This is a genomic window from Citrobacter sp. Cpo091 (genome assembly GCF_030332645.1).
In the GTDB taxonomy this organism is placed as follows: domain Bacteria; phylum Pseudomonadota; class Gammaproteobacteria; order Enterobacterales; family Enterobacteriaceae; genus Citrobacter; species Citrobacter portucalensis.
In genome coordinates, this window is record NZ_JAOWHL010000028.1 from 567,076 (window position 1) to 591,335 (window position 24,260).

The 24,260-nt window shown below is 50.6% G+C and carries 21 protein-coding genes; 14 read left to right on the forward strand and 7 right to left on the reverse strand.

Translation table 11 applies throughout. From position 1 onward, the window contains the following. Positions 1–611 precede the first annotated feature (611 nt). Entirely contained in the window at positions 612–1,799 is a 1,188-nt protein-coding gene (locus tag OGY04_RS06170; RefSeq protein WP_048235374.1) for an OmpP1/FadL family transporter, read from the forward strand. A gap of 237 nt (positions 1,800–2,036) precedes the next feature. Beyond that, positions 2,037–2,666, forward strand: a complete 630-nt coding sequence (locus OGY04_RS06175; protein ID WP_003832974.1) for a winged helix-turn-helix transcriptional regulator — start codon at positions 2,037–2,039, stop codon at positions 2,664–2,666. Positions 2,667–2,778: 112 nt separating this feature from the next. Here OGY04_RS06175 and OGY04_RS06180 read toward each other — a convergent pair whose 3' ends face one another. Next, positions 2,779–3,165 (reverse strand): KPN_03583 family lipoprotein, encoded by a 387-nt coding sequence (locus tag OGY04_RS06180; RefSeq protein WP_008784771.1) that lies wholly within the window; start codon positions 3,163–3,165, stop codon positions 2,779–2,781. Between the two features lie 254 nt (positions 3,166–3,419). On the opposite strand from OGY04_RS06180, the gene OGY04_RS06185 reads away from it, so the two are divergent. From OGY04_RS06185 to OGY04_RS06195, 3 genes are all read left to right on the forward strand, one after another. Further along, complete coding sequence (locus tag OGY04_RS06185) at positions 3,420–5,402, forward strand: alkyl/aryl-sulfatase (RefSeq protein WP_286584958.1); 1,983 nt, start codon at positions 3,420–3,422, stop codon at positions 5,400–5,402. A 153-nt stretch (positions 5,403–5,555) separates the two neighbouring features. Then, complete coding sequence (locus tag OGY04_RS06190; RefSeq protein WP_103285209.1) at positions 5,556–5,822, forward strand: type II toxin-antitoxin system TacA family antitoxin; 267 nt, start codon at positions 5,556–5,558, stop codon at positions 5,820–5,822. Continuing rightward, the gene (locus tag OGY04_RS06195; protein ID WP_286584959.1) at positions 5,810–6,292 is read left to right on the forward strand and encodes a GNAT family N-acetyltransferase; all 483 of its coding nucleotides are present in this window, start codon (positions 5,810–5,812) and stop codon (positions 6,290–6,292) included. The genes OGY04_RS06190 and OGY04_RS06195 overlap by 13 nt, the downstream gene beginning before the upstream one ends. Positions 6,293–6,589: 297 nt before the next feature. Here OGY04_RS06195 and OGY04_RS06200 read toward each other — a convergent pair whose 3' ends face one another. From OGY04_RS06200 to OGY04_RS06225, 6 genes are all read right to left on the reverse strand, one after another. Further along, a complete protein-coding gene (locus tag OGY04_RS06200) occupies positions 6,590–7,777 on the reverse strand; it encodes an OmpP1/FadL family transporter (protein WP_286584960.1) in 1,188 nt (395 codons plus the stop codon). Positions 7,778–7,869: 92 nt separating this feature from the next. Then, positions 7,870–8,985 (reverse strand): DUF4056 domain-containing protein, encoded by a 1,116-nt coding sequence (locus OGY04_RS06205; protein ID WP_048235380.1) that lies wholly within the window; start codon positions 8,983–8,985, stop codon positions 7,870–7,872. Then, entirely contained in the window at positions 8,986–10,098 is a 1,113-nt protein-coding gene (locus OGY04_RS06210) for a BamA/TamA family outer membrane protein (protein ID WP_286584962.1), read from the reverse strand. Between the two features lie 17 nt (positions 10,099–10,115). Further along, positions 10,116–11,054 carry a hypothetical protein gene (locus OGY04_RS06215; protein WP_048235382.1) on the reverse strand — a complete coding sequence of 313 codons (939 nt, stop codon included), beginning with the start codon at positions 11,052–11,054 and terminating at the stop codon, positions 10,116–10,118. 28 nt (positions 11,055–11,082) lie between these two features. Beyond that, a complete protein-coding gene (locus OGY04_RS06220) occupies positions 11,083–12,198 on the reverse strand; it encodes a BamA/TamA family outer membrane protein (protein WP_375714245.1) in 1,116 nt (371 codons plus the stop codon). Further along, complete coding sequence (locus OGY04_RS06225; protein ID WP_286584963.1) at positions 12,198–13,811, reverse strand: mechanosensitive ion channel family protein; 1,614 nt, start codon at positions 13,809–13,811, stop codon at positions 12,198–12,200. Before OGY04_RS06225 ends, OGY04_RS06220 begins: the two co-directional genes overlap by 1 nt. 626 nt (positions 13,812–14,437) lie before the next feature. On the opposite strand from OGY04_RS06225, the gene OGY04_RS06230 reads away from it, so the two are divergent. The 9 genes from OGY04_RS06230 (at position 14,438) to OGY04_RS06270 (ending at position 24,243) form a co-directional block, all read left to right on the forward strand. Then, positions 14,438–16,030, forward strand: coding sequence for an arylsulfatase (locus OGY04_RS06230; protein WP_103285205.1), 1,593 nt, complete (start codon positions 14,438–14,440; stop codon positions 16,028–16,030). Between the two features lie 81 nt (positions 16,031–16,111). Continuing rightward, complete coding sequence (locus OGY04_RS06235) at positions 16,112–17,407, forward strand: anaerobic sulfatase maturase (protein WP_286584966.1); 1,296 nt, start codon at positions 16,112–16,114, stop codon at positions 17,405–17,407. Continuing rightward, positions 17,404–18,408, forward strand: coding sequence for an AAA family ATPase (locus OGY04_RS06240; RefSeq protein ID WP_079934029.1), 1,005 nt, complete (start codon positions 17,404–17,406; stop codon positions 18,406–18,408). Before OGY04_RS06235 ends, OGY04_RS06240 begins: the two co-directional genes overlap by 4 nt. Further along, complete coding sequence (locus OGY04_RS06245; RefSeq protein ID WP_128611571.1) at positions 18,408–19,313, forward strand: DUF58 domain-containing protein; 906 nt, start codon at positions 18,408–18,410, stop codon at positions 19,311–19,313. Before OGY04_RS06240 ends, OGY04_RS06245 begins: the two co-directional genes overlap by 1 nt. After that, on the forward strand, positions 19,314–19,754 hold the full coding sequence (locus OGY04_RS06250) for a DUF4381 domain-containing protein (RefSeq protein ID WP_286584968.1): 441 nt from the start codon (positions 19,314–19,316) through the stop codon (positions 19,752–19,754). It begins immediately after the preceding gene. Next, entirely contained in the window at positions 19,747–20,724 is a 978-nt protein-coding gene (locus OGY04_RS06255; RefSeq protein WP_204191700.1) for a VWA domain-containing protein, read from the forward strand. Before OGY04_RS06250 ends, OGY04_RS06255 begins: the two co-directional genes overlap by 8 nt. Continuing rightward, on the forward strand, positions 20,721–22,235 hold the full coding sequence (locus tag OGY04_RS06260; protein WP_286584969.1) for a vWA domain-containing protein: 1,515 nt from the start codon (positions 20,721–20,723) through the stop codon (positions 22,233–22,235). Before OGY04_RS06255 ends, OGY04_RS06260 begins: the two co-directional genes overlap by 4 nt. Further along, positions 22,232–23,245 carry an oxygen tolerance domain protein gene (locus tag OGY04_RS06265; RefSeq protein WP_286584971.1) on the forward strand — a complete coding sequence of 338 codons (1,014 nt, stop codon included), beginning with the start codon at positions 22,232–22,234 and terminating at the stop codon, positions 23,243–23,245. The genes OGY04_RS06260 and OGY04_RS06265 overlap by 4 nt, the downstream gene beginning before the upstream one ends. Continuing rightward, positions 23,242–24,243 carry an HAD family hydrolase gene (locus OGY04_RS06270; protein ID WP_286584973.1) on the forward strand — a complete coding sequence of 334 codons (1,002 nt, stop codon included), beginning with the start codon at positions 23,242–23,244 and terminating at the stop codon, positions 24,241–24,243. The genes OGY04_RS06265 and OGY04_RS06270 overlap by 4 nt, the downstream gene beginning before the upstream one ends. The last annotated feature ends 17 nt before the right edge of the window (positions 24,244–24,260 follow it).

Below are 24,260 nucleotides of genomic sequence, written 5' to 3' on the forward strand. Positions count from 1 at the left end.
CCTGTATTAGCTATCATCACTCTTTTCTTCCGCTTACAAAAAATGACAGAAGAATGAGTCGTATCAGATACCTGATTGTTATTGCATGATTAAAAGTCCATATTTTAAAAATGATGTATCCATGACCAGATTAACGTTATTCTCCTGAAGATTAGTTAGCACAATAAGATATTCACCTCACTTATATATTAGGTTTTAGAGGTTAATAATCATCGTGCCCCATTGAAATCACAGACATATTTGAGGCGCGAAGTTTTGAGAAGACAAGGTCTCCTCAAGGCTGTAAAGGTTTTACTTTTTAAAACGCATATTACAGTTATGTGATGATCATAACTATGGTTTTTCCGTTGACGACTTCACTCATACTTTTTTATGAAAAGATTAAATTTTCATTTCTTTACATTAGAATTTATGTCAAATCACTTATTAAGAAGAGTTCTCATTAAGTCGACTTTTAAGATGTCATTGTGTTGAATTATAAAATTTAATATTGGATGAAATTTAACACGACATCATTCCTGATGCCTGATTATGCTATTAGCATAAATCAATACCGTGTGATAGCTGACCCTACGTTTAGTAAAGAACGCCCCATCCAAACAGGTAATACAATGAAAAAAAATATAATTTTTCTCTCCGGGATGATCTTTTCATCGGTCGGTCACGCCAGTGCGCTCTATTTCTATGAAATCGGAACGGAGGATACCGCACTGGCTGGTGCAGGGCAGGCCGCTCGTGCTCAGGATGCCTCTACGCTGTTAACGAACCCTGCGGGGATGACTCGTTTACCTGACCATATGGTCACCGGAGGATTACAGGCGATGGGCGGAGATATTCCCTATACGCTGAATAATACGACAGATGGCAGACAAAGCCCCGGTAATGTAATGACGCTTTTCCCCAATGCCAGCATGTTTTATACGCAACGGCTGAGTGATACCGTTTCTGCCGGTTTGGGTTTGTACGGCAACTATGGGTTAGGTATCGACTTCGGCAACTGGGCAGGGGATCGGTTAATTAAACAAAGTACCATGGTTGCGATGACGCTGAGTCCCGCTGTTGCATGGAAACTAAGTGATAAGGTGTCGGTTGGCGCAGCTGCAGGGCTAAACTATGGTTTTCTGTCGCTAAGCAGAGATGTCGATGGCCACGATGAGAAACAAAGCGATCATGACTGGGCGATGAATTACCACCTTGGGTTATTAATGGACTTAACTGACAATACACGGGCGGGTGTAACCTGGACCAGCAAGACCGATTATCATTTCAATATTGACGGGACAGCGCGTTTTCCCAATATACCTAATATTGGATATGATCTGCCGATCTCCACACAAGTCCGTGCTCCGCAGCAGGTGATGCTTAGTCTGGTTCACGATATCAACAGGCAGTGGTCAGTAATGGGCGATCTAGGCTGGCAGGACTGGAGCCAGTTTGGCAGCCCGCAGATTACAATGAATGGTCAGCAAAGCGATCGTGATAATCGTCTGAAAGATACATGGCATACAGCGCTGGGCGTGCAATATCATCCCGATGAGCAGTGGCGCATTAATGCCGGTATTGCATATGACAGTTCACCGTACAAATCGCAAAGTGATGTAGCGCTTTCGATGCCAACCGGCGATGAATGGCGACTTGCCACCGGTGCACAGTACCAGATTACGCCAGCCAGCAATATTGGCGTTGCCGTTGAGTATTTGCACATGCAGTCGTCCAACGTCAAATCTGATATCTTTGCAGGCCAGTATAAGAACCCGTGGCTATGGTTTGCCAGTGTCAACTACAGCTATCAATTCTAGCGCCGTTATTCCCGATTAAATATCTCACGCATTGTTAATAGTCACCATAGCGGATTATCTATCCGGTGGTGTCTGGTGACCATCTGCTGGTGGTCTTATCACTCACGCTCGTTTAAATAAAAATAAATTTGTACTTTTATTATTGAGCAATTTATGGTTTTAATATGAATCTGTACTACCTTCATGGAATATAGGTAAAAGCATATTGTTTTCAATCTAAATAATACAGGTTTGATTATGCAAATTTCACCTCCGGTACGCCCAGAACAAAGCATACAACGTCTAATGCAAGCACTTGAACCGATTGCAGAAAAGATGAAGGTTGTGCCGCGGCGGCGTATCATGTGGAAATACAAGAATAAGCCTCAACTCTACCTTTTTTTGCAAGGGGAGCTGTCCATTTTACGCTCTTCTGATGGTCTGTTAATCGTGACCGTCTATGAACCCCATCTGTTCGGTATTGCCGAAATGATCCAACCGGTACACGGCCATTTATTGCGCGCTGAAGCTGAGTCAACCTTATTACGCGTCGATGCCGATAAAGCACGAGAACTCTTTCATCAACAAGGCTTGTGGGAAGATGCGGCGGCAGTGCTTTCATATCATACGGGCTATCTCTTTTATCGTGATGATTTAGTCGTACAGCAGCGTACTTATTCAGTGATACGTAACCACCTCGAAGAGATGATTTTGTTGCCGGAAGAGACGCGCACGCGAGTCTCTATTTTGGATTATATTCAGGATCGGACCCACTTATCGCGCAGCAGTGTTTTAAATGTTGTATCTGCGTTAAAAAAAGGAGGGTATATTGATTTTGAACGCGGAGGGTATCTTACTTCCATCAATAAATTACCTGAGCGATTTTAAATAAACCCACAAACAAGTTACAAATCGATTATCTAACTTTAATATTCTATTGTAGTAGCATGATATCAATCGTAAAAAATCCTCCTCATCATTCTCTGAGGAGGATTTTTTGTTATTCAATAAGAGAGTTCACGGACTGATTAATGCTTAACAGTCCTGTTTGATTATGCTCCTTATAATAAAAATTGTTCATTTGCTGCATTTGTTCGAGCTTGGTTAAAGAAGCATAAACCTGGTACGCCTGGCTATGAACGTCAAACATCTCTCTTGGCTTAACCTCATGAAGATATTCATTTTTTAACGAACTCACGACGTTTTCAATTTGCTGTTTATTATCCTGATATAAGGACAGGGATGCCGAGTCACTACTTGATTTTGACTCGGGTTGTGCCTGAACAACAGGGATCACCATTTTATTGATCTTAACAACTTTCTCTGGGGGAGAAGTATTACAGCCAGAAAGTATCCCAGTGATGAGAAGTAGATAGAGAGTGCGCATATATAGTGTTCTAAAGACAATGGATGCCAGCCATTATCTTTTTATACAGTCAGGTGTCTACAGCTATTTTGTTTAAATAAAAACAAAAGGAAATTTAAAAATAAATGTCATTGCATTACATTGTTTCAGAAGACCATGTTAGCCTACGAGCATTAGATCATAGAAACCTGATAAATACAGTATTAAGGAAGCTTCTCAGCAATCAGAGCAGCAGGGTTTCTTTCTTCTTGATAATATATTATTAGCGAGGATTTATGAAACTTAATAAACTAGTGAGTTATCTGGCTTTAGCTGGTGTGTGTTCAATATCATTAATATCACTACCTGTATTGGCACAGGAAGGGGCAAAAGATGCGACTGCTCAGACCAAAAGTGCGAATGACGCCTTATATGGTCAATTGCCATTCACTGATAAAACCGATTTTATGAACGCACATAAAGGTTTTATTGCTCCACTTCCCAGTCAATTGATTAAAGGTAAGCAGGGAAATGTTGTTTGGGACCCTCAGCAATATGCCTTTATCAAAGAGGGCGAAAAAGCCCCCGACACGGTTAATCCAAGCCTGTGGCGTCAGTCGCAGTTGATCAATATTGGCGGTTTGTTCCAGGTCACTGATGGCGTGTATCAAATCCGTAATCTTGATCTCTCGAATATGACAATTATGGAAGGGAAAGAGGGTATTACGGTCATTGATCCGCTGGTATCGGCAGAAACCGCGAAAGTAGGAATGGACCTTTATTATAAGAATCGCGGTAAAAGACCCGTTGTTGCCGTCATTTATACGCACAGCCATGTTGACCACTACGGTGGCGTTCGCGGCGTGATTGATGAAGCTGATGTAAAATCCGGTAAAGTGAAGGTATATGCACCGGCTGGTTTTATGAAGGAAGCTGTATCTGAAAATATTATGGCAGGTAACGCCATGAGTCGCCGAGCCAGTTACATGTATGGCAATCTGTTGAAACCGGATGCAAAAGGTCAGGTCGGTGCGGGTCTGGGAACGACAACCTCCGCGGGTACGGTGACGCTGATTGAACCCACTAACTATATTACCCACACCGGGCAGAAAGAAGTTATCGACGATCTAACCTATGATTTCATGATGGCGCCGGGATCGGAAGCACCTTCTGAAATGCTGTGGTATGTAGAAGAGAAGGGAATGATCGAAGCTGCAGAGGATGTCACCCATACGCTGCATAACACCTATTCATTACGTGGCGCGAAGATCCGCGATCCGCTGGCATGGTCAAAATATATCAATGACGTTATTGGCCGCTGGGGTGGAAAGGCAAACATTATTATTGCTCAGCATCACTGGCCGACCTGGGGTAATGAAAATGTGGTGAAGTTAATGAAAAGTCAGCGTGATATGTACCGTTACATCAACGATCAGACGCTGCGCATGGCTAACCAGGGGTTGACCCGTGACGAAATCGCCGCTAACTTCAAACTGCCGTCAGGCCTGGAAAAATCATGGGCCAGCCGTGGATACTATGGTTCTGTCAGCCATGATGTAAAAGCAACGTATGTCTTTTACCTCGGCTGGTTCAACGGTAATCCGGCAACACTGAATGAATTACCGCCCGTTGATGCCGCGAAGAAATATGTCGATTATATGGGCGGCGCCGATGCAATCATGCAAAAAGCGAAAACTGATTACGCCCAGGGCAATTACCGTTGGGTGGCGCAAGTCACTAACAATATCGTCTTTGCTGATCCGAGCAATAAAGAAGCCCGTAATCTGGAAGCAGATGCCCTTGAGCAAATGGGTTACCAGGCTGAGTCCGGTCCATGGCGTAATTTTTATCTGACTGGTGCACAAGAATTACGCAACGGTGTGGTGAAAGGCGCGACACCAAATACCGCCAGCCCGGATACCGTTAAAGCCATGTCACCTGAGATGTTCTTTGATTATCTCGCGGTACATATTAACGGAGAAAAAGCGGCAAATGCGCAGGCAGTCTTCAACGTCGATTTAGGTGCTGACGGCGGTAAATACAAACTGGAACTGGAAAACGGTGTTCTTAACCATAGCGCTGATGCACAGGCCAGCAACGCTGATGCCTCCATTACGCTTAACCGTGCAACGTTGAACAAAATTATTCTCAAGGAAGAGTCGCTGAAACAGGCAGAAGAGAAGGGCGATGTGCAAATTTCCGGCAATCACGCCAAGCTTGATGAGTTCCTCGGGTATTTAGATAGCTTTGATTTCTGGTTTAACATGGTAACGCCTTAACTTTAGAGCCAAACCATGCCATAACCCGCCAGCACTGGCGGGTTTTTTATTGTTGCTTATCAGAGTATTGAGTTGTACGAGACTGTATAGCTGTTGCTATACATAAGCCATATGGTATGCTTGTAAAGCAATTGCTATACAAGAGGCTTAATAATGAAATCAGATGTCCAGCTCAACCTTAGAGCTAAAGAATCCCAACGCGCGCTTATTGATACGGCCGCAGAGATTCTACATAAATCGCGTACAGACTTTATTCTGGAAATGGCCTGCCAGGCGGCAGAGAACGTCATTCTCGATCGCCGAGTGTTTAATTTTAATGATGAACAATACGCTGAGTTTATCGAGATGCTTGATGCTCCGGTTGCCGAAGATCCCGCTATCAGGAAGCTACTGGCAAGGAAACCACAGTGGGATTTGTAACCGCACCTGAGCCACTAACTCACATTCATCAATTGGCGGAATTTGTCAGCGGAGAAATTGTTCTCGATGATTGGTTAAAGCAAAAAGGACTAAAAAATCAGGCTCTCGGCGCAGCCAGGACGTTTGTTGTCTGCAAAACAGACACGCGACAAGTCGCTGGCTTTTATTCACTGGCCACTGGTAGCGTCAACCACACAGAAGCAACAGGCAATCTTCGGCGTAACATGCCAGATCCAATCCCCGTAATTATCCTTGCCAGATTGGCCGTAGATCTTTCTGTTCGTGGAAAAGGGTTAGGGGCCGATCTGCTTCACGATGCGGTACTGCGGTGTTACAAAGTGGCAGAAAATATTGGCGTGCGTGCCGTTATGGTGCATGCGATCACAGACGAAGCTAAACGTTTTTATCTTCACCACGGATTCAAAGCATCTCAACTGCAGGAACGGACTCTGTTTCTCAGGCTTTCATGATTGTAATGAGCAGAGGAGGTCAATGGCCAAACGTGGGCCACATGGGGACTTAACTGAGTACGTATCAAATTGAATTTAACATAATATACATTATGCGCACTAACGTAGATAAAGGCTGAATCTGATGTTTTATGGTCATCCTTGTGCTGCTCAATAATGACGCCTCAAAACCCTTTCAAGCACAGTTGCCTCAACAGCGCTAACAGTTCTGGATGATGGCTCTCGACTACAGCTGGTTATGCAAATAGCTGTTTTATGTCTTCTACAATTCCACCGCGACTCTCACTTCACTGAACATTAAAACTGATAACTGTAGTTCACACTGGCAAACCACAGATACGGATTATCGTAACTCCCCTGATAAATTGATGGTGACTGTACGTGGGACGACTGCATATGCAGATACGACACAGCAGCACCGATATTGCTTTGTGGTGTAATTTGATATTGCGCTCCGGTAGCAAATCGCCATTCATCACCGGTCGGCAACGTCAGCGCCACATCGCTTTGCGAATTATAGACTGTACTATCAAAAGCTACGCCCGCATTCAAACGCCATTGTTCCGTAGGTCGAAATTGCACACCTAAAGCTGTATGCCACGAATCCTTAAGACGACTGGACTTATCAACTTCTTGCCCGACCACCGTTATTTGCGGCGCGCCGAACTGACTCCAGTCCTGCCAGCCAAGATCGCCCATCACTGACCACTGTTTATTAATGTCATGAACCAGACTTAACATAATCTGCTGTGGAGCATGTACCTGCGCAGAAATAGGCAAATCGTATTCCACGTTCGGTAAGTTCGGGAAACGCGCTTTGCCGTCAATATCAAAATCGTACTCAGTTTTGCTGGTCCAGGAGATACCGGCCCGGGTTTGATCGGTCAGTTCCATCAATAATCCCAGACGATAGCTCATCGCCCAGTCATGATCCTTTTCTTTTTCATCGTTGCCATCAACATTTCGAGTGAGTGACAGAAAACCGTAATTGACGTTAACAGAGCCCCCAACGGAAACCCTGTCACTAAGCTTATAAGCCAGCGATGGACTGAGCGTCATCGCAACCATGGTGCTTTTCTTAATCAGCCGGTCGCCGGACCAATTGCCAAAATCGATCCCCAGACCGTAATTCCCGTATAGCCCAATACCAGCATAAAGATCGTCATTCACCTTCTGGGCATAGAATGCGCTGGCATTTGGAAAGAAGCGCATGATGTCACCGGGGCTTTTACGCCCCGTCTCGTCTTCAAGGGTGTAGGACACATCACCATCCATTGCCTGTAATCCACCGGTGAACATATGATCCGGAAGTCGCGTCATTCCTGCGGGGTTAGTCACGATGGTGGAGGCATCCTGCGCACGCGCTGCCTGCCCCGCCCCTGCCAAAGCCGTATCTTCGGTGCCTATTTCATAAAAATAGAGTGCGCTAGCTTGTGCTAACGGCGAACAAAAAAGACTAAGATAAATCAAGGTCAATTTTTTCATATGCCACCTGCAGAATTTCTTCATTATTGAAGTAGTTAGCGTCTGTAAAAGCGTAGCTCGCAGCATTTAAATTGTCAGGCAAAAGCACCGGATTAAAAGCGCGACTTGTGCATACGTTCGAGCTGAATTTTGTCTGCTTCACTCGCTGTGTCAGCCAGGGACTGAAAACTATCTGGTGCGTAATAAGTTTTCGGTCGCGGAAGCGATTGCATGGAAGTGCCCGGGTAAATTTGTAACTCGCCCAGGCGCGCAAGCCGATATCCTTCGATCACGGCAGGAAAAGTCAGTTGCAGTGGCGTGGCGTTCTCGTACGAAACTGGGGTTGGTAACCGGTTATGCTCAAGATTATAGTTACGCTTTAACACCAGAAATTTATCTGGAACCCTACGTTTACTGTTCCACCAGTCACCGTCCAATTCGCGAAACTTACGCTCAGTTTCAGTCCGGGTTGCGACGCCAAGTTGCAGTAAAACCCGCTGCAGTTCGCGATCCACCGCCGCGTTGTAGGCCGCAATGGATTCCACCCTGCCCTGTAAAATCACGTTGATGGCGATACGAGCACCCAGTAGATTTGAATAGAGATCTTCCGGGGAAAATGCAGAAATCTGCTCAGAAAAACCGGGAACAGACTCGAATCCATACCACTGTGCAATTTCGTGCCATTGAGCCAGTTCAAAGGCCAGATTCCCCGCCAACCAGGCGGCCAATGTGTAACGCTGCGCCATTGCTGCAGGAGGTGTGAAACCGTGTAGCTGTATCCGTCTGACGCCCAATTCTTCGCTGTAAAAAAAACGCCACTGTTGACCAAGTTTTGGATAAATACGAGAAAAGAGGTAAAAGGTGTTATCCGCCGTATCGCGAACGTGCGCTATGTCGATAAAACCCCCACGGTGGGTATAAAGCAGTCCGTTTTTTTCCTCACTCAGTCCAACGATATTTTTCACGGCCCCCAACGCACTATCGTTATAGTGATGACGCCCCAGTGAATCTAACGTTAATACATTGCCAATCTGGTAGACAGGGATCGGCACACCTATCGCCCTGACATGAAGATCATAGCCAAACGCGCAGCATGGGCGTAGTGACTCCGGCGGTGCTAAATGGCCGACAACGGGATATGCCTTATGCGCTTGTTTAAGAGTGAGGCCAGGAACTTCCGCGCAGGCAAATCCGGCTATCAGCAGTAAAAACAGAAATCCTTTAGCCATTCAGAATGCCTCCGCAATTTGAAAATAGAATCCTGCACACTCTCTCCCAAAACCTAAATCCAGGCGGATATTCATGGCGGGCTTCACTTCAAAGCGATAACCGACACCCGCATTAGGTAAGATCGGATGATGTCCCATATCGTCAATGTTTCTGCCTAAAGCTCCTGCGCCCAACCACAACACGTAACCATGTCGCCAGTTGAGTTTTTTTCGATATTCCACCTGCCCACTTACCACATCCTTATCCCGATAACGCCCCTGGTAATACCCCCGCAGACGGCGGTCATCTCCGGCCATTGATAAACGATCCCACGGCACGTCTCCACGAGTGAAACGTCCCCATAAATCGAACGCCAGCACAGTCCTGTCATCAAGTAAAAGGTAACGATCGTATTGAACCTGTGCTGCCGTAAAATGAGTATCTGAACCAAAAGACGGATCAAACCAGGTGTACTCCAGCTTAAAATAGTGTCCATGCTGCGGGCGCGTGACAACGTCACGTGTGTCGTAACTCAGACTTACACTGGGTCCAGACGATAACGGCGATGTCTGCGCATTATTTAGGCTGAACACGTCCCCCTGATGCGGATCGTCAACGTCCGCCTGCATAGAAGAAAAATCCCAACCCGCGCCGAGATAAACGCGTTCAGCGATTTCTCGCATCAATACAGGATGCAAACTCACGGAGTTGTTGGTGTAATCCTGTTCATTACCCTGGGCTGCGTCGTAGCCAATGCCCCAAAAACCCGTTGGCACTTTGTTCACTGAGCCGTCCACAAACAATCGCCAACGGTCGTCGGTAAAAAAGGTATAACTGCTGATCCCCATTCCCAACGCCCCGCTGGCACTGACATAACCCGTCAAGGAAACAGAGGAGTTCTGAGTTGTTTTATCTGCCGCATCCACCCGGTAGATCCCCGCCACCGCCATGCCAAGACCCAGCTTCAGCTCTGGAGTGTAAAATGGCCCCGGCAACACGCTCCAGTTCACCCCTTTTGCCGGATCGTACTGGTTATCCGCACCCAGCTTCCCGAGGAAAGCGTCAATTGAGGGTTGATCCAATGTTAACGCCTCCGCAGACCAGGTCGTCAGAGCCAATAGCGATGTCAACATGACGCGATAACCGTTCATCAGAAGCGATATTCACCGGCAATAAAGAAGCTATTGCGTTCGTTAAATCCAAACTCCGTCAGGACGTTAAATTGTGGCGTCATTTCAAACTGAGTCCCCAGCAGCATGTTCCACGGAGAGGTCAGATTCTGTTTAACATCAAATCGCCCGTTGCCATCCTGGTTTACGGCCTGGATCAGTGGCTGAAGCTCAGCGGGCATATGCAGATCGGAGAGGCTACCCCTGAACTCCTGCTGCACGTTCTGGTACATACTCCCCACCCAGACGCTCAGATGCGATTCGCCCACCGGCCCCTGAAATTTAAAGCGATATCCAACACGGGGAGACACGGTAAGGGCTGAAATTTTGCCATCCAGAATGTCAAAATCAGTACGGGTATAGTTGGTATCCACCAGGGCAAACCAGTTTTCGTATCCTCCTGCCAAAGTAATACCGGTTCCCCAGGTTGTGCCTTTAAAATCGAGAACAAAATCAATATCCTGTAGCTCACCGCTCTGATAAAGCTGATGCACAGATGATGCGATAATGCGGTCAACACCGGTGTAGCGCGAAGGGTCTGCATCTACTGAAACATTCGAGACCGACGATCCGCGTGTGTGCCCTACCAGCCCGTAAATGTTCAAAAACGGGAAGACCCACATGTCCAGACGTAGGTTTTCAGTTTTGCTCTGTTCACGCGTATGGCCGGCATCAATATTGAACATATCGACAGGAATCGGGTGATTGCCAAGCGCCAGTCCGGAAAAACTGATGCTATTGACATCAATATTTTGCCGCATGTTCATATAGCTCAGGTTGATGCCAAACGGTAGCGGAATGGCATATCCCCGCGCCCTGGCCTCCTCGCCCCAAATCGGAAACGTGCTGGCATCAGTTTCAGCTGCGCTGGCCACGCCGGAAACCCACAGCAACGGAACAACCGCGTGGAACCATTTCATTATTTGTCCTCATTCATTCCGCTCATCCCTACAGGCCAGAGCCAACATTAAAATAAACTGCTTGTTCGTTATCGCTAAAAGCGACATCTACACCGGTACGCAGTCCGTATTCGCGCGCAATCAAATATCGAATACCGCTGCCCCAGGCCACTTCTGCGCTACGGTAAAGCTCTGATGTACTGTCTGCCGCACTTCCAGCACCGACAAAACCCAAAACAATCCAACGCGACGACATTTGCCAGGCTAACTGCGTCTGAACGGTACTCACGTCATCCCCCTGATAGCGATAGCGAGAGATACCACGAAGTTCGATATAAGGGCGCGCCATCGGTGGCAGATGTTTATCCTGCTGCGACAGCGTTTGATAGTCCCCTGCAAGTGAAAGCGTCCAGTCGGCGTTCAGTGGCAGGAAAAACTTGCCTTCGAGCGTCAGCAGGTCGTAGCGATAGTCGCCCCCAAGATAGTGACCGTAGAATTGATACTCGCCGCTAAGAGAAAGCCCGCGTCCGGGCCAAAAGAAGTTATCAGTTGTGTCGTATTCCGCTACCAACCCCAATGCAGAGGTGATGCTGCTTTCACCCAATAGCTGCCGCCATACCTGGTTGACGAGCGGATTATTGCGGGCAGAGATATCCATCTTTGCCCAGAACTGTGATGCTCCCAGAAAAACGGGAGAATCCCCTGCGCGAAAGAGAAGCTTTTGCATACCGCCATAACCGCGAGTTTCGGTTTCCACAGCCCGGTTATTGCCAAAGCCAAATACGTCACCGGAATATATATCCAGATTGACATCGGCATAGCCTCCTGCAACCAGATAGCGAATGTGGTCATCCTGCCAGGTGTGGCGATGCCCCCCACCTACAAACCAGGTACCGTTTTGCGTTCCGCCACCGCCAAACGCGCTCATGGCCGGAGGAATAAACTGCCCATCAACCTGTCGTCCCTTGCCATGCAGAAACAGACCGAACAGGCCGCCGCCATAACCAACGGCCGGTTCGGTAATAACCAGCGGAATCGGTAGAAAACCGTACGGGTTTTCTTGTAAATAACGGCTCATGTCCACCATGCCGTCTTCAGGATCAATAAGCCCTGTCGCCATAGCGCGCCAGCACAGCAGAGGAATTAGCAGAAAAAGCCAACGCATTATTTCCCGCCTTCTGGCGGTGTTGCTGGTGCGGTATACCAATTCTCTTTGGCCACCATCACGCTGTTTTCTGGCTGTAGCACAAAATTCGGAGACATAATCTGCACGTTAAATTCGTTGAAGACGTCCTGAATATTGCTGTGCAGTTCATTACGGGCATCGGCCAGTGATACATCCGGCAGCAGGCGCACCTGCAATTCATAGGAAATATACCAGTCCATCAGACTCAGCTGACGCACCAACGGCGGCTGTGAAAGATCGATTCCTTTGGCCCGCTTGGCTGCCAACTCCAGCATTGCGTGGACCTGGCGCCAGGGCGTGTCGTAGCCAATGGTAACGCCGACCGTCAGGTTGACGCCGCCGTTGGTGCTTTGCGCGCTAAGGTTAGTAATTTTTCCACTAACCACTACCGCATTTGGCACTGTGACCACGTAATTTTCACGAGTAATAATTTTGGTCGCGAGCATGCCAATTTCGCTTACCAACCCCTCGTTGTCCGCTACCCGAATCATGTCGCCTTTGCGCAGCGCGCGCGAATAGATCAAAACCAGTCCGCTCATTGCGTGGTTCATCACCCCGGCCGACCCCAGCGTGAGCATCAGGCCAAAGAAAACGCTGATACCTTTAAACGCCAGTGAATTGGCACCGGGCAAAAAGGGATAGGCTGCAGATAGCGCAAAGAGCCACACCACTACAGAGATTAACTTACGGGTTGCGCCCACGGTTTCTGGATGAATTCCAGGCAACTGCAAACGCCCTGCCTCCACCTGGTTGAGAACCACCTTAAGCAACTTCAGGATGAACGCCGTGATGAGAAAAATGATCAGGACGATCATCAAGCCAGGTAACGCTGAGACAATCGACAATGCAATATCACGCACTACGCGTACAGACCAGTCACCAAGGGACTCTCCCCAGACGCGCGTCCAGGGAAACAGGCTAAAGACCCAACTCAGCCAAACGTAAAGTGCAACGATACCCAGCAGGATCATCAACAGTGCGTACAGGCGTGTCTCGATAGCGCCGATAAAACGCCGCCAACTCTGGGGGATCCAGCTTTTGTTCTCAAAAATGCGACGACGATAAACGCGTCTGACCCAACGCCAGGAACGGTATGCACCGAACCAAAACAGCACCAGTCCCACCAGACCAGCCACCGTTTTCACCGCCGACAGCGCCAGCCAGACGCTGTTATACTGATCGCTCAATGCAGACCGCTGCGCCTCCATGCGCGCCAGTACGCGCTGCGCCGCCTGGTCGAGCGTAAGATCGTCTCCTTCGTCGAGATCGCCTTGTGTCAGCAACATCACCGGTTTACCGTTCATCACGATAAGCCTTCCCGGCTGGTTATAACGCGTGACCGATACAACCTGTAGCGGTTCGCGAACATCGGCTTCAGTGAAATTTCGTAGCGTATTGCGGATGCGCAGCACCCGCTCTTCTGGCGTAGTAAGGCCGAATTTCGCCTGGAGCATGACAATCGGTTGATGAAAAATATAAACCGTTCGCGCGCGTTCCTTTTCGGTGGGCTCCTGACGAGGTTCCGCCGCATATGTGTTAACAACCAAAGAGGAAAGAAAGCACATTAAAAAAGCGATCACAATCCTGTTCATATTCGCCACCGAAAACACGAGAATTATCGTTATTATTCAAAAAGCCAACGCAAATTTGATTGCTTTTTTTAGCATAGACCAGCCTTTCACTTACGCAATGTTAGTGATAAAGAGATCTTCATTTCATGTGAAAGATGATATTGCCTTTCAAAGGTTCTTTTCCTCATCACTAAATATAAGCGTTCGATTATCCCCTCTGATAAAAAGGTAAATAACGTTTCCCTACGGGGTCAGTCAGCGTATCCATTCGTAAAGAAATAGCACCTCTTTGACCTGAATAGAGCATTTGGCAGCTATGTATCCGCGTGGCTTGCATAGCGTCCTGGTGCGTAAAATTAACTGTCAGTATGTGTTGCATCGATTCAGCATTATGTTGAAATCCAATAATCATAACTTCTTCCATAATTTATTATTAAATAACTTCCAGATGGAATAACCCCTCCGCCTTAATTAAGCTGCATTAAATTAATCACGATGCGAAAGATATGCCCTGCATTATTCATATTTTTGCAGGAATTCTCGAATAGTTATCTTGTGAAAGTAATTAACCTCCATTAGAAAAAATTTGGAGGATTTTTTTCGTGTCTATACTCAAAAGGCTTTCCTAATGAACGGAGTTCCCCACCATGCATAAAAGTGTCCCTTTTAGAAGGACGATGATTGCCAGTGTGCTAACGTTAGCAGCTGGCGCTGTGTCCACTGTTCATGCTGCACCGGCGACATCTACCGCACCGGAAAATGCGCCAAAGCAAGACTCATCTAAACCAAATATTGTCGTTATATTTGGCGATGACATCGGATACTGGAACCTGAGTACCTACAATCAGGGCACCATGGGATATAAAACCCCAAATATCGACAGCATCGCTGCCGAAGGTGCCAAGTTCACCTCCTACTACGCTGAGCAAAGCTCGACCGCTGGCCGTTCTTCATTCATTACCGGTCAAATGCCGTTCCGTACCGGGATGAGTAAGGTGGGGATGCCGGGTGCGCCGCAGGGTCTGCAAAAAGAAGATCCGACCATTGCGAACATCCTGAAGCAACTGGGCTACGCTACTGGCCAGTTTGGTAAAAACCACCTTGGTGATCGCGATGAATTCCTGCCAACCGCGCACGGATTCGATGAGTTCATGGGTAACCTTTACCACCTGAACGCCGAAGAAGAACCGGAGAACCCGGACTACCCGAAAGATCCGGCCTTCCGCAAAGAGTTTGGCCCACGTGGCGTCATTAAGAGCACCGCCGATGGCAAGATTGAAGATACCGGTCCGCTTACCGTCCAGCGTATGAAAACCGTGGACGAAGAAACGCTCGCGGCCAACAACGACTTCATGGAACGTCAGGTTAAAGCCGGTAAGCCATTCTTCACCTGGTTCAATACCACCCGTATGCATAACAAAACGCACCTGAAAGACGGGAGTATTGGTGCTACGGGCCTTGGAACCTACGCCGACGGCATGGTGGAACATGACAAGATGATTGGTGAAGTGCTGCAGAAGATTAAAGATCTCGGCATCGAAGACAATACGATCCTCGTCTATACCACCGATAACGGCCCGATGACAGCAACCTGGCCGGATGCAGGCGAAACGCCTTTCCGCGGCGAGAAGAACACCGGTTGGGAAGGTGGTTTCCGCGTACCTGCGATGATTCGTTGGCCGGGCCACGTTAAGCCAGGCACCATCGTTGACGGCATTTTCGGCAGTAACGACTGGTTCCCTACCCTGGTTGCGGCTGCGGGCGATCCGAACATTAAAAACGAGCTGTTAAAAGGCTACAAAACGCCGTCCATTACCTACAAGGTGCACCTGGATGGCTACAACCAGCTCGACTACCTCCAGGGCAAGGGCCCGAATCAACGTAAAGAATTCTTCTACTGGAGCGATGACGGCGATCTGCTGGCTATGCGCTACGAGCGTTGGAAAGTTCACTTTATGATTCAGGAACATACCGGTCTTGATCTATGGAAATACCCGTTCACCAAGCTGCGTACGCCACTGATCTTTGACCTTGAAGTCGATCCGCTGGAGAAAGGCAGCGACGGTATGGGCTACAACTCCTGGTTCTACGACCGTCTGTTCCTGATGGGCGGCGCGCAGAAATACGCGAAACAGATGCTGGAAACCTTCAAAGAGTTCCCACCGCGTCAGAAACCGGGTTCGTTCACCATTTCCGACGCTTCGGCGATGCTGGAACAAGGCTCTAATATCAATAAATAACCTAAGCCTCCGGGCAGACTGTTCAGACAGCCTGCCCGTTTTTTGAAGAGTAGTGACGTTTTCTTGTTAGGGGTCTGCTATATGAAGTACAGCACCACACTACCGGTTAAAGCGCTTCCGTCGGCGGAAAAATATGACGGCAAAGGGCCAGAATACAAGCGCCGCTTTCATGTGATGGCCAAGCCCACCGGCTCGACCTGTAACCTTGACTGTTCCTACTGTTTTTACCTGCACAAAGAAGAGCTGCTGCATCAGGACAGACATACTGGCATGAGCGATGAGGTGCTAGAGAATTTCATTCGTCAATACATTGATGGCCAGGACGGCGACCAGGTGGTCTTTTCCTGGCAAGGTGGCGAACCCACATTGATGGGGTTGGAATTCTTCCAGAAAGTAGTCAAATTTCAGAAGCAGTACCAGAAGCCCGGCCAGCGCGTCGAGAACGATTTACAAACTAATGGCGTGTTGTTGAACGACAAATGGGCTGAATTTCTTAAAGAACATCAATTTCTGGTGGGGCTGTCAATTGATGGCCCACGAGAACTGCATGACCGCTACCGTGTCACCCGTAGCGGCAAACCGACATTCGACAAAGTGATGGCAGGCGTTGAGGCCCTCAAGCGTCACGGAGTCCCATTTAACGCCCTGGTCACGGTAAACCGCACCAATGCCCGCTTTCCGTTGGAAGTATACCGCTTCGTCACCCGTGAACTGGGCGCAACCTACGTACAGTTTAACCCGTGCGTCGAACCGGTTGATTTCAAGCAAACCGCACCACAGTTCTGGCAGGACGAAAGCATCCCGTTAACCGGTAGCCGCCGCGCGCGCCCTGGCGATCTTGATTCGATCGTCACCGACTGGTCAGTTGACCCGGAGGACTGGGGCACATTTCTGATCGCCGTGTTTGAAGAGTGGGTTAATAACGATCTGGGCCGCGTACAGGTCAATCTGTTCGAAACGGCGGTCGCGCAGACTATGGGAATGCCTGCTCAAATCTGTACCCATTCAGAGTTCTGCGGTAAAGGGCTGGCGATCGAGAAAAACGGCGATATTTTTTCCTGCGATCACTACGTCTATCCCGAGTACCAGATCGGCAATATTGAACATGCCCAACTTTCACACCTGGCTTTTTCCGAACGGCAAAAAGCCTTCGGCATGGGCAAGCGCGACACGCTACCCAACTACTGCAAAACCTGCCCTTATCTGAAGCTGTGCTGGGGCGAATGCCCGAAAAACCGCATTGTACGCGCACCGGACGGCGAGCTGGGGTTGAACTACCTTTGCCCGGGCATTAAAGCCTTTTTTAACTATGCCGAGCCGATTCTGGTGGGCATCACAACCTTACTTAAACGTGATTTTGCAGGGCTACGCCAATGATAAATCGAGAAAAATTATTACAACTTGAACAACGCATGAATGAGCAGGTTCTCGGTCAGGAAGAGCTGGTGCGCATGCTGATCATCGCCCTGCTTTGTGATGGACACGTTCTGCTGGAAGGCCTACCGGGTCTGGCGAAAACTCGCGCTGTGCGTGAGCTTGCGCGCCACGTTGAGGGGGATTACCGCCGTATTCAGTTCACGCCGGATCTTCTGCCTTCAGACATCACCGGCAGCGAAATCTATCAGCAAAACGCTTCCCGCGAAGAGGATCAGTTCCGCTTCCGCCCTGGCCCGGTGTTCGGCAATATCATTCTCGCCGATGAAATTAACCGCGCCTCGGCGCGCGTGCAGTCCGCTCTGCTGGAAGCCATGGAAGAACGTCACGTAACGGTGGCGGGCAACAGTTGGCCTCTGCCCGGTGTTTTTATGGTCCTTGCCACGCAAAACCCGGTGGATCAGGAAGGAACCTGGCCGCTGCCGGAAGCCCAACTGGACCGTTTTTTGATGAAGGTGCTGGTGCATTACCCGTCTAAAGAAAACGAACAGAAAGTGATGCAACTGGTGCGCAGAGAACAGCAGCAAAAGTACCAACAATTGACGAACGTCACACCGGCCGCACCTGAACAACCCGATGCGCTGATGCTTAGCCAACAAGAAATTGCCGAATGTTGGCAGGCTATTTCCGCCGTTCATGTTTCCTCTACTGTCGAAAACTATATCGTCAATCTGGTGGACTTAAGCCGCCATCCGCAGTCGGTGAGCGATACGCTGGCCGGGTACCTGACCTTTGGCATTAGTCCCCGCGGCACCCTGGCCCTTGAGCGTTGCGGTCGCGCGCAGGCCTGGCTGGAAGGTCGGGATGCGGTGCTGCCAGAAGACATTAAAAAGATAGCCCCGGCCGTGTTGCGCCACCGCCTGATGCTCAGCTACCAGGCCAGCGCCGACAACTGCACGCCGGATGATGCCGTACGGATGCTCCTTGATGCCGTGGTAGCGTGATGAACAGTGCCGTTCGCGTTGACCGCGATACGCTGCTGAAGCTCGCTGGCGATGCGCGAGCCATTGCCAATCCGCCAGGGCAGATCCCACCAGGCGCACTTGGCGGAGAGCGCACATCACGACAGCAAGGTCGCGGGCTGAACTTTGACAGCCTACGCCGCTATCAGCCCGGCGACGACGTCCGGCTGATTGACTGGCAGGCCACCGCGCGCATGCGTACGCCGTGGATTCGCCTGTATAACGAAGAGAAAGAACGTCCCGTGTTCTTGTTGGTCGACCAGCGGCGGGATATGTTTTTTTCGACGCGCGTGCAGACAAAATCCGTCGCTGCGGCTAAAACCGCCGGGCTGCTGGCCTGGCGTAGCTGGCACGACGGCGATCGTTTAGGCGGTATCGTCTTTGGTGACCAGGACTTTTCCCTGCGCAAATGCCGTGCGCCAAACGCTTCACTCCCTGCATTTCTCGACGATTTAGTGCAGTACAACCACGCCGTGGCGGACAACTATCCGCATGAAGCCCCCCATCCGCTCACGCTGGCAGCCATCCTGCGCCACAGCCTGCCGTTGATTCCAACCGGCTGCTGGGTCGCGTTAATCAGCGACTTTCACGATATGGATAGTGAATGCGATGCACTGCTGGCGGCACTGCGCCGTCGGGGAGAAGTGAGCGCGTTCGTGATGCTCGACGATCTGCATTTGCGCCTGCCTGCTCACGGGCGACTGGCGGCCCGTTATGAAGGGCAAGAGGCGGCATTTTCACTCTCGCCTGCACTACAGGACGGCATCAAACAGAGTATTACAGCGCGGCTTTCGGCGCAGGCGTCGCGCCTCACGCGGCTTGGCGTCCAGGTGAAGCAGATTGTTGTCGCCGGGGATCTGCTCAGACAGCTACAAAAAGGGGTTTAGATGCTGGAGAAAGGATTTACGGTACCCGAACTGGCGGAACCGGTTCTCCCCGATTCACCGTCATGGTTTCCCCTGCCGCCGGGATGGTTCGCTCTGGGCGGCGTCGTGCTCCTCGTGATACTTGTTTTTCTCATCATTCGCGTCGCCAGATGGCGCCGCAATCTGTGGCGTCGTCAGGCCCTGACGGCCCTCACTCAACCGCAAACGGTGGACAGCTGGCTGCTGCTGATGAAACGTATTTTGCTGGTGCATCAGCCGCGTGAACAGGTTAGCGGTGCGCTGGCCCCTGCCCAATGGCTCCCGTCCGTCCCACTGGATAATGCGCTGCGCCAACGTCTTTGCGAACGATACTGTCAACCAGACAACCAGTTGAGTGATGCCGATACCGCGCGGCTGCGTGTGCAGCTTCGCACCTGGCTTGAAGGACTACCCCATGTCTGAATACTTTTCACGCCTGGCGTTCGCCTGGCCATGGGCTTGGCTGCTACTTATCCTACCGTTGGTAGGCCACTTTGTGATGGCCAAAGAGCGCTCACTTAAAGAGTATGTTCGGGTCCCTTTTTTGCCCGGGCTGATCAATGAACTCCAGCTCAATAGCCAGCCTGCCCACAGCGGAAAGTTATCGACCGGGCTGTTCTGGCTGGTCTGGGCGCTGCTGGTCTGCGCGCTTGCCCGCCCGGAATTGCTGACTCCGCCACAACATATTGAAAAACCAATGCGCAACATCATGCTGATTCTGGACGTTTCAGGATCAATGGAAAAAAACGATGTTGCGGGGGGCATTACCCGGCTACAGGCGGTGCAGGAATCGGTTAAAAAATTCGTGGCCGCCCGCAAATCAGATCGTATCGGTCTGGTGATCTTTGCTAACAGCGCCTGGCCATTTGCGCCCGTCAGTGAGGATAAACAGGCGCTGGAAACCCGTATCAATCAGCTTGCGCCAGGCATGGCGGGGCAACAGACGGCGATTGGCGACGCGTTGGGCGTGACGGTGAAACTGTTAGATTCCAGCGGCGATAATGAAGCCAGCAAATTGGCCATTCTTCTGACCGACGGTAACGACACAGCTTCGCAGTTGACACCTCGCCTTGCCGCACAGCTGGCGGCCAGCCATCACGTACAGGTCCACACCATCGCTTTTGGCGACGTCAACAGCAGCGGCGATGACAAGGTGGATTTAGGTCTTTTGCAGGATATCGCCCATACCACCGGCGGGCGCGCATGGACGGCGCAGAACAGCGGTGCGTCGCTGGATGCGGTCTGGCAAGAAATTGACGCCATCACGCCGGTGCAGGTGAAGAGTATTGGCTGGTCATGGCGAATACCGTTGTTTGCCTGGCCTCTCGCTGCCGCACTGGTTTTATTGCTGGCTTTTAATATTTATCGCGCGCTCAGGGAGAGAATGGCATGAGTGATTTTCACTTTTTATACCCCTGGTGTTTGCTGCTGTTGATTCCTGCCATCGCGCTGTGGTGGTTACCCTCTGCCGGGCGTAGCGCCTGGTCACGCATTATGGATAAGTCGCTGGCAAACGCGCTGATCGTCGGGCGACAACGTAAACTCAGTCGGGCGCTGCCGTGGCTGGTGATGCTTGGTGTTATCGCGCTCGCAGGCCCAAGCTGGCAGCGTCAGCTTCCCGCCGCCCTGACGCCAGAAAGCAACGTGATGGTGATTTTGCAGCAGGATACCGCGATGCTTGCCAGCGACCTGCCTCCCAGCCGACATCAGCGGATGCAGACCAAAATCATGTCGCTGATGGAACGCATGCCGGGAACACGCTTTGGCCTGGTGGTCTATAACGCCGGGGCCTGGCTTACCACTCCACTTACCGTCGATACGGCCTTTTACTCGCTGTTCCTGCATGCGCAAACGCCTGCACTATTACCGTCTGGCGAAGGTTCTGGATTACAACATGCGGTCTCGCTGGCAATGCACAATATGCCCGCCGCGCCGCGCAGCATTATCCTGGTGACCGATACCTTAAGCGCGGAAGACGCCAGATGGCTTGGTGAACAAAATACGCCGCTACAAATCTGGGTGCCCGGAACCGCGCAAGGGGGCGTGCTGCCCGAGAAATATGCCGCCAGCGGTACGGATACACGGTTGAACGTTTCGCGCTTCGAGCAGATGCGCGACGACGGAATTCCGGTCACGCTGGTAACCACCGATGATGAAGACCTGCCCGTGGTACAGAGCCACATCCAGCAAAGTGTCACCGCGCAAAACAATGCCCGCAGCGATTTACACTGGCGGAACGATGGCTGGATGCTAACGCTCCCAATACTTGCCCTGCTGTTAATCTGGCGACGCCAGCTCTTTTGCTGGGTGTTGGTCGCGCCGCTGCTGCTCTGGCAGCCTTCCGGCCACGCCGCCTGGCTGGATGCCTGGATAAGCCCCGATGTGCAGGGGCAGCGTGCGTTCTCCAAAGGGGATTACGCCCGCGCGGCCCAGCATTTTAACGATCCACTCCGGCAAGGTATCGCATGGTATCGGGCGGGAAATTATCCCGCCGCTACCGCCGCGTTCCGACAGGCGGAACAAACCCCGGAAGCACTGCTCTGGACAGGCAATAGCTACGCCCAGCAAAAGCAGTGGCAACAGGCGTTGAACAGCTACGATCGGGCGTTAAGCCTGCGCCCGGACTGGAAGCTGGCGCAGGGTAACCGCGCAAAAATCGCCGCAATCATTATGCAACTGCGACAAAAGGAGCGCGAAAATAAATCGGCTCAGGGAGAAGAAGAAGATTATAAACCCGATGAAATTAAGCACGACCTGAAGCCCCACCAGGGGGCAGAACAAAAGGATATTCAGCCCATTGCCGGAGGGAATCCACAGGTGAATCAGTGGTATGAAAATCTGGCGGTTTCACCTTCTGGGCTGTTAGAAAGCCTCTACCGAACCCAGCCAGGAGAAGACCAATGAAGCTTATCTGGTTATTACTGCTGGCGGTACTTCCCTGCCAGGCGGCAATGACGGTCTCCCGCGAATTGATCGCCCCAGAACACGTTGTCCCTGGCCAGCCGGTGCGGGTAGCGGTAACGTTCTGGACAGATTCCTGGTTTAACCCGCCGCCGCAGTGGCCCGATTTCCCAGTAGAAAATGGCGATATTCTAACCAGCACGTCACCGAACCAATTGCTGACCCGTCACGATGGCGGTACAAGCTGGAGCGGCGTGCGCATGGAACGCCAAATCACTGCATGGGATCAGGGTAAGCTGGATTTACCGGCTTTCGAAATGACATTAACCGCATCCGGGCAAGCACCCGTTACGGTCAAACTGCCTGCACTGGAAACGGCGGTTAGCTGGCCGACAGGTGTCCAACAACCGGACCGTTTTCTGCCCGCTTCCAGCTTTTCGCTCAGCCAGAAGGTCAATATTTACCGCAATGGTGAAGATAAAACGCTGCGCGCCGGTGACGTAATCGAACGCGTCGTCACCGCCAGCGCTACCGATGTCATGCCCGCTCAGATCCCACAGCTGCTGTATGCTATAAACGGCACGCACACCCAACGGTTGACACCTGAAAACCGTATGCTGACGTCGGGGCGCGGTGACATTACAGGCGCTGAACGCATGGAAACACTCCGCTATTTACCGGTTGATGCAGGAGAAATCACACTACCGCCGATTAAATTACGTTGGTGGGATACAACCCATCAGCAATGGCAAATCGCTGAACTGCCCGGCAGTAAATATACCGTTGCCGCTTCACGCACCGCTGGGGCAGAATCTGTGTTAAAAGGCAGCCGCGACACCTTCACCTGGTCGACCGTGCTGCTGCTGACGGGCGGCCTCGCTTTACTCGTTCTTATGTTTATTTTCCGCCGCACATTGCTGCGTAGCACGCGTTATTTATCTCACCGCTGGTGCCGATTCTGGCAGCCGATTTCGTTACCGGGACAAACCCCAGATAACAGGAACTCACAATGAAGCGTACGTTAATTACACTGGCTTTATGCGGCCTTTGCAGCACCGCCGCGGCTGAGCCCCTCTCCGCATGGAATGACACGGCAGCCAAACACGCTATTGAAGAATGGGTACAAAATGCCACCAACCCCGATCGTCCAACGTTTATTCCCACTGATAAACGCTACGTCGTATTTGATAATGACGGGACACTGTGGCCGGAAGCGCCGATTACGTTTCAGATCCAGTTCGCGCTGGACGAGATTAAACGTCTTGCCCCAGAAAATCCCAATTGGTCGAACGATCCGCTGGTGCAGGCCGTATTGAAAGATGACCTCAAAAGCGTCGTCGGTTCAGGAGAAAAAGGGCTTATGCACCTGTTATCGCTCACGCACAGTGGCATGACAACGGAGGACTTTACTCAGCGCGTTACCAACTGGGTTTCAACGCATAAAGACCCACGTTTTGGCTGCCAGTATGACCAGATGGGATATCAACCTATGCGTCAGTTGCTGGATTATCTACGAGAGAATGGCTTTAAAACCTGGATTGTTTCCGGCGGCGGGATAGATTTCATGCGCGTGCTCTCGCAAAAAATGTATGGTATTCCGCCAGAACAGGTGATCGGATCGTTCGCGCTCGGCGAGTTCGCGTTATCCGGAGATGGGACAACAATCACCAAGACGATGTCGGGAGCCTTCAATGATGACGCGGCGAACAAGCCCGTGGCGATCCACCTGTTTATGGGGCAGCGCCCCGTGGGCGCATTTGGCAATAGCGATGGCGATCTCGCCATGCTGCAGTACACGGCCGCCAATCCGGACGCGAAAACCTTCGGACTGCTGGTCCATCATACCGATGCCGCACGTGAATACGCCTATGATAGTCACCCACCCGCAAGCGGAAAACTTGTTGATGGATTAACGCAGGCGAAATCGCATGGCTGGACCGTGGTTGATATGAAACAGGACTGGAAGACCGTATTTGACCCAGCGCAGTGCGTCGTGAAATCATCACCATAACGATCTGTTTAAGGCAT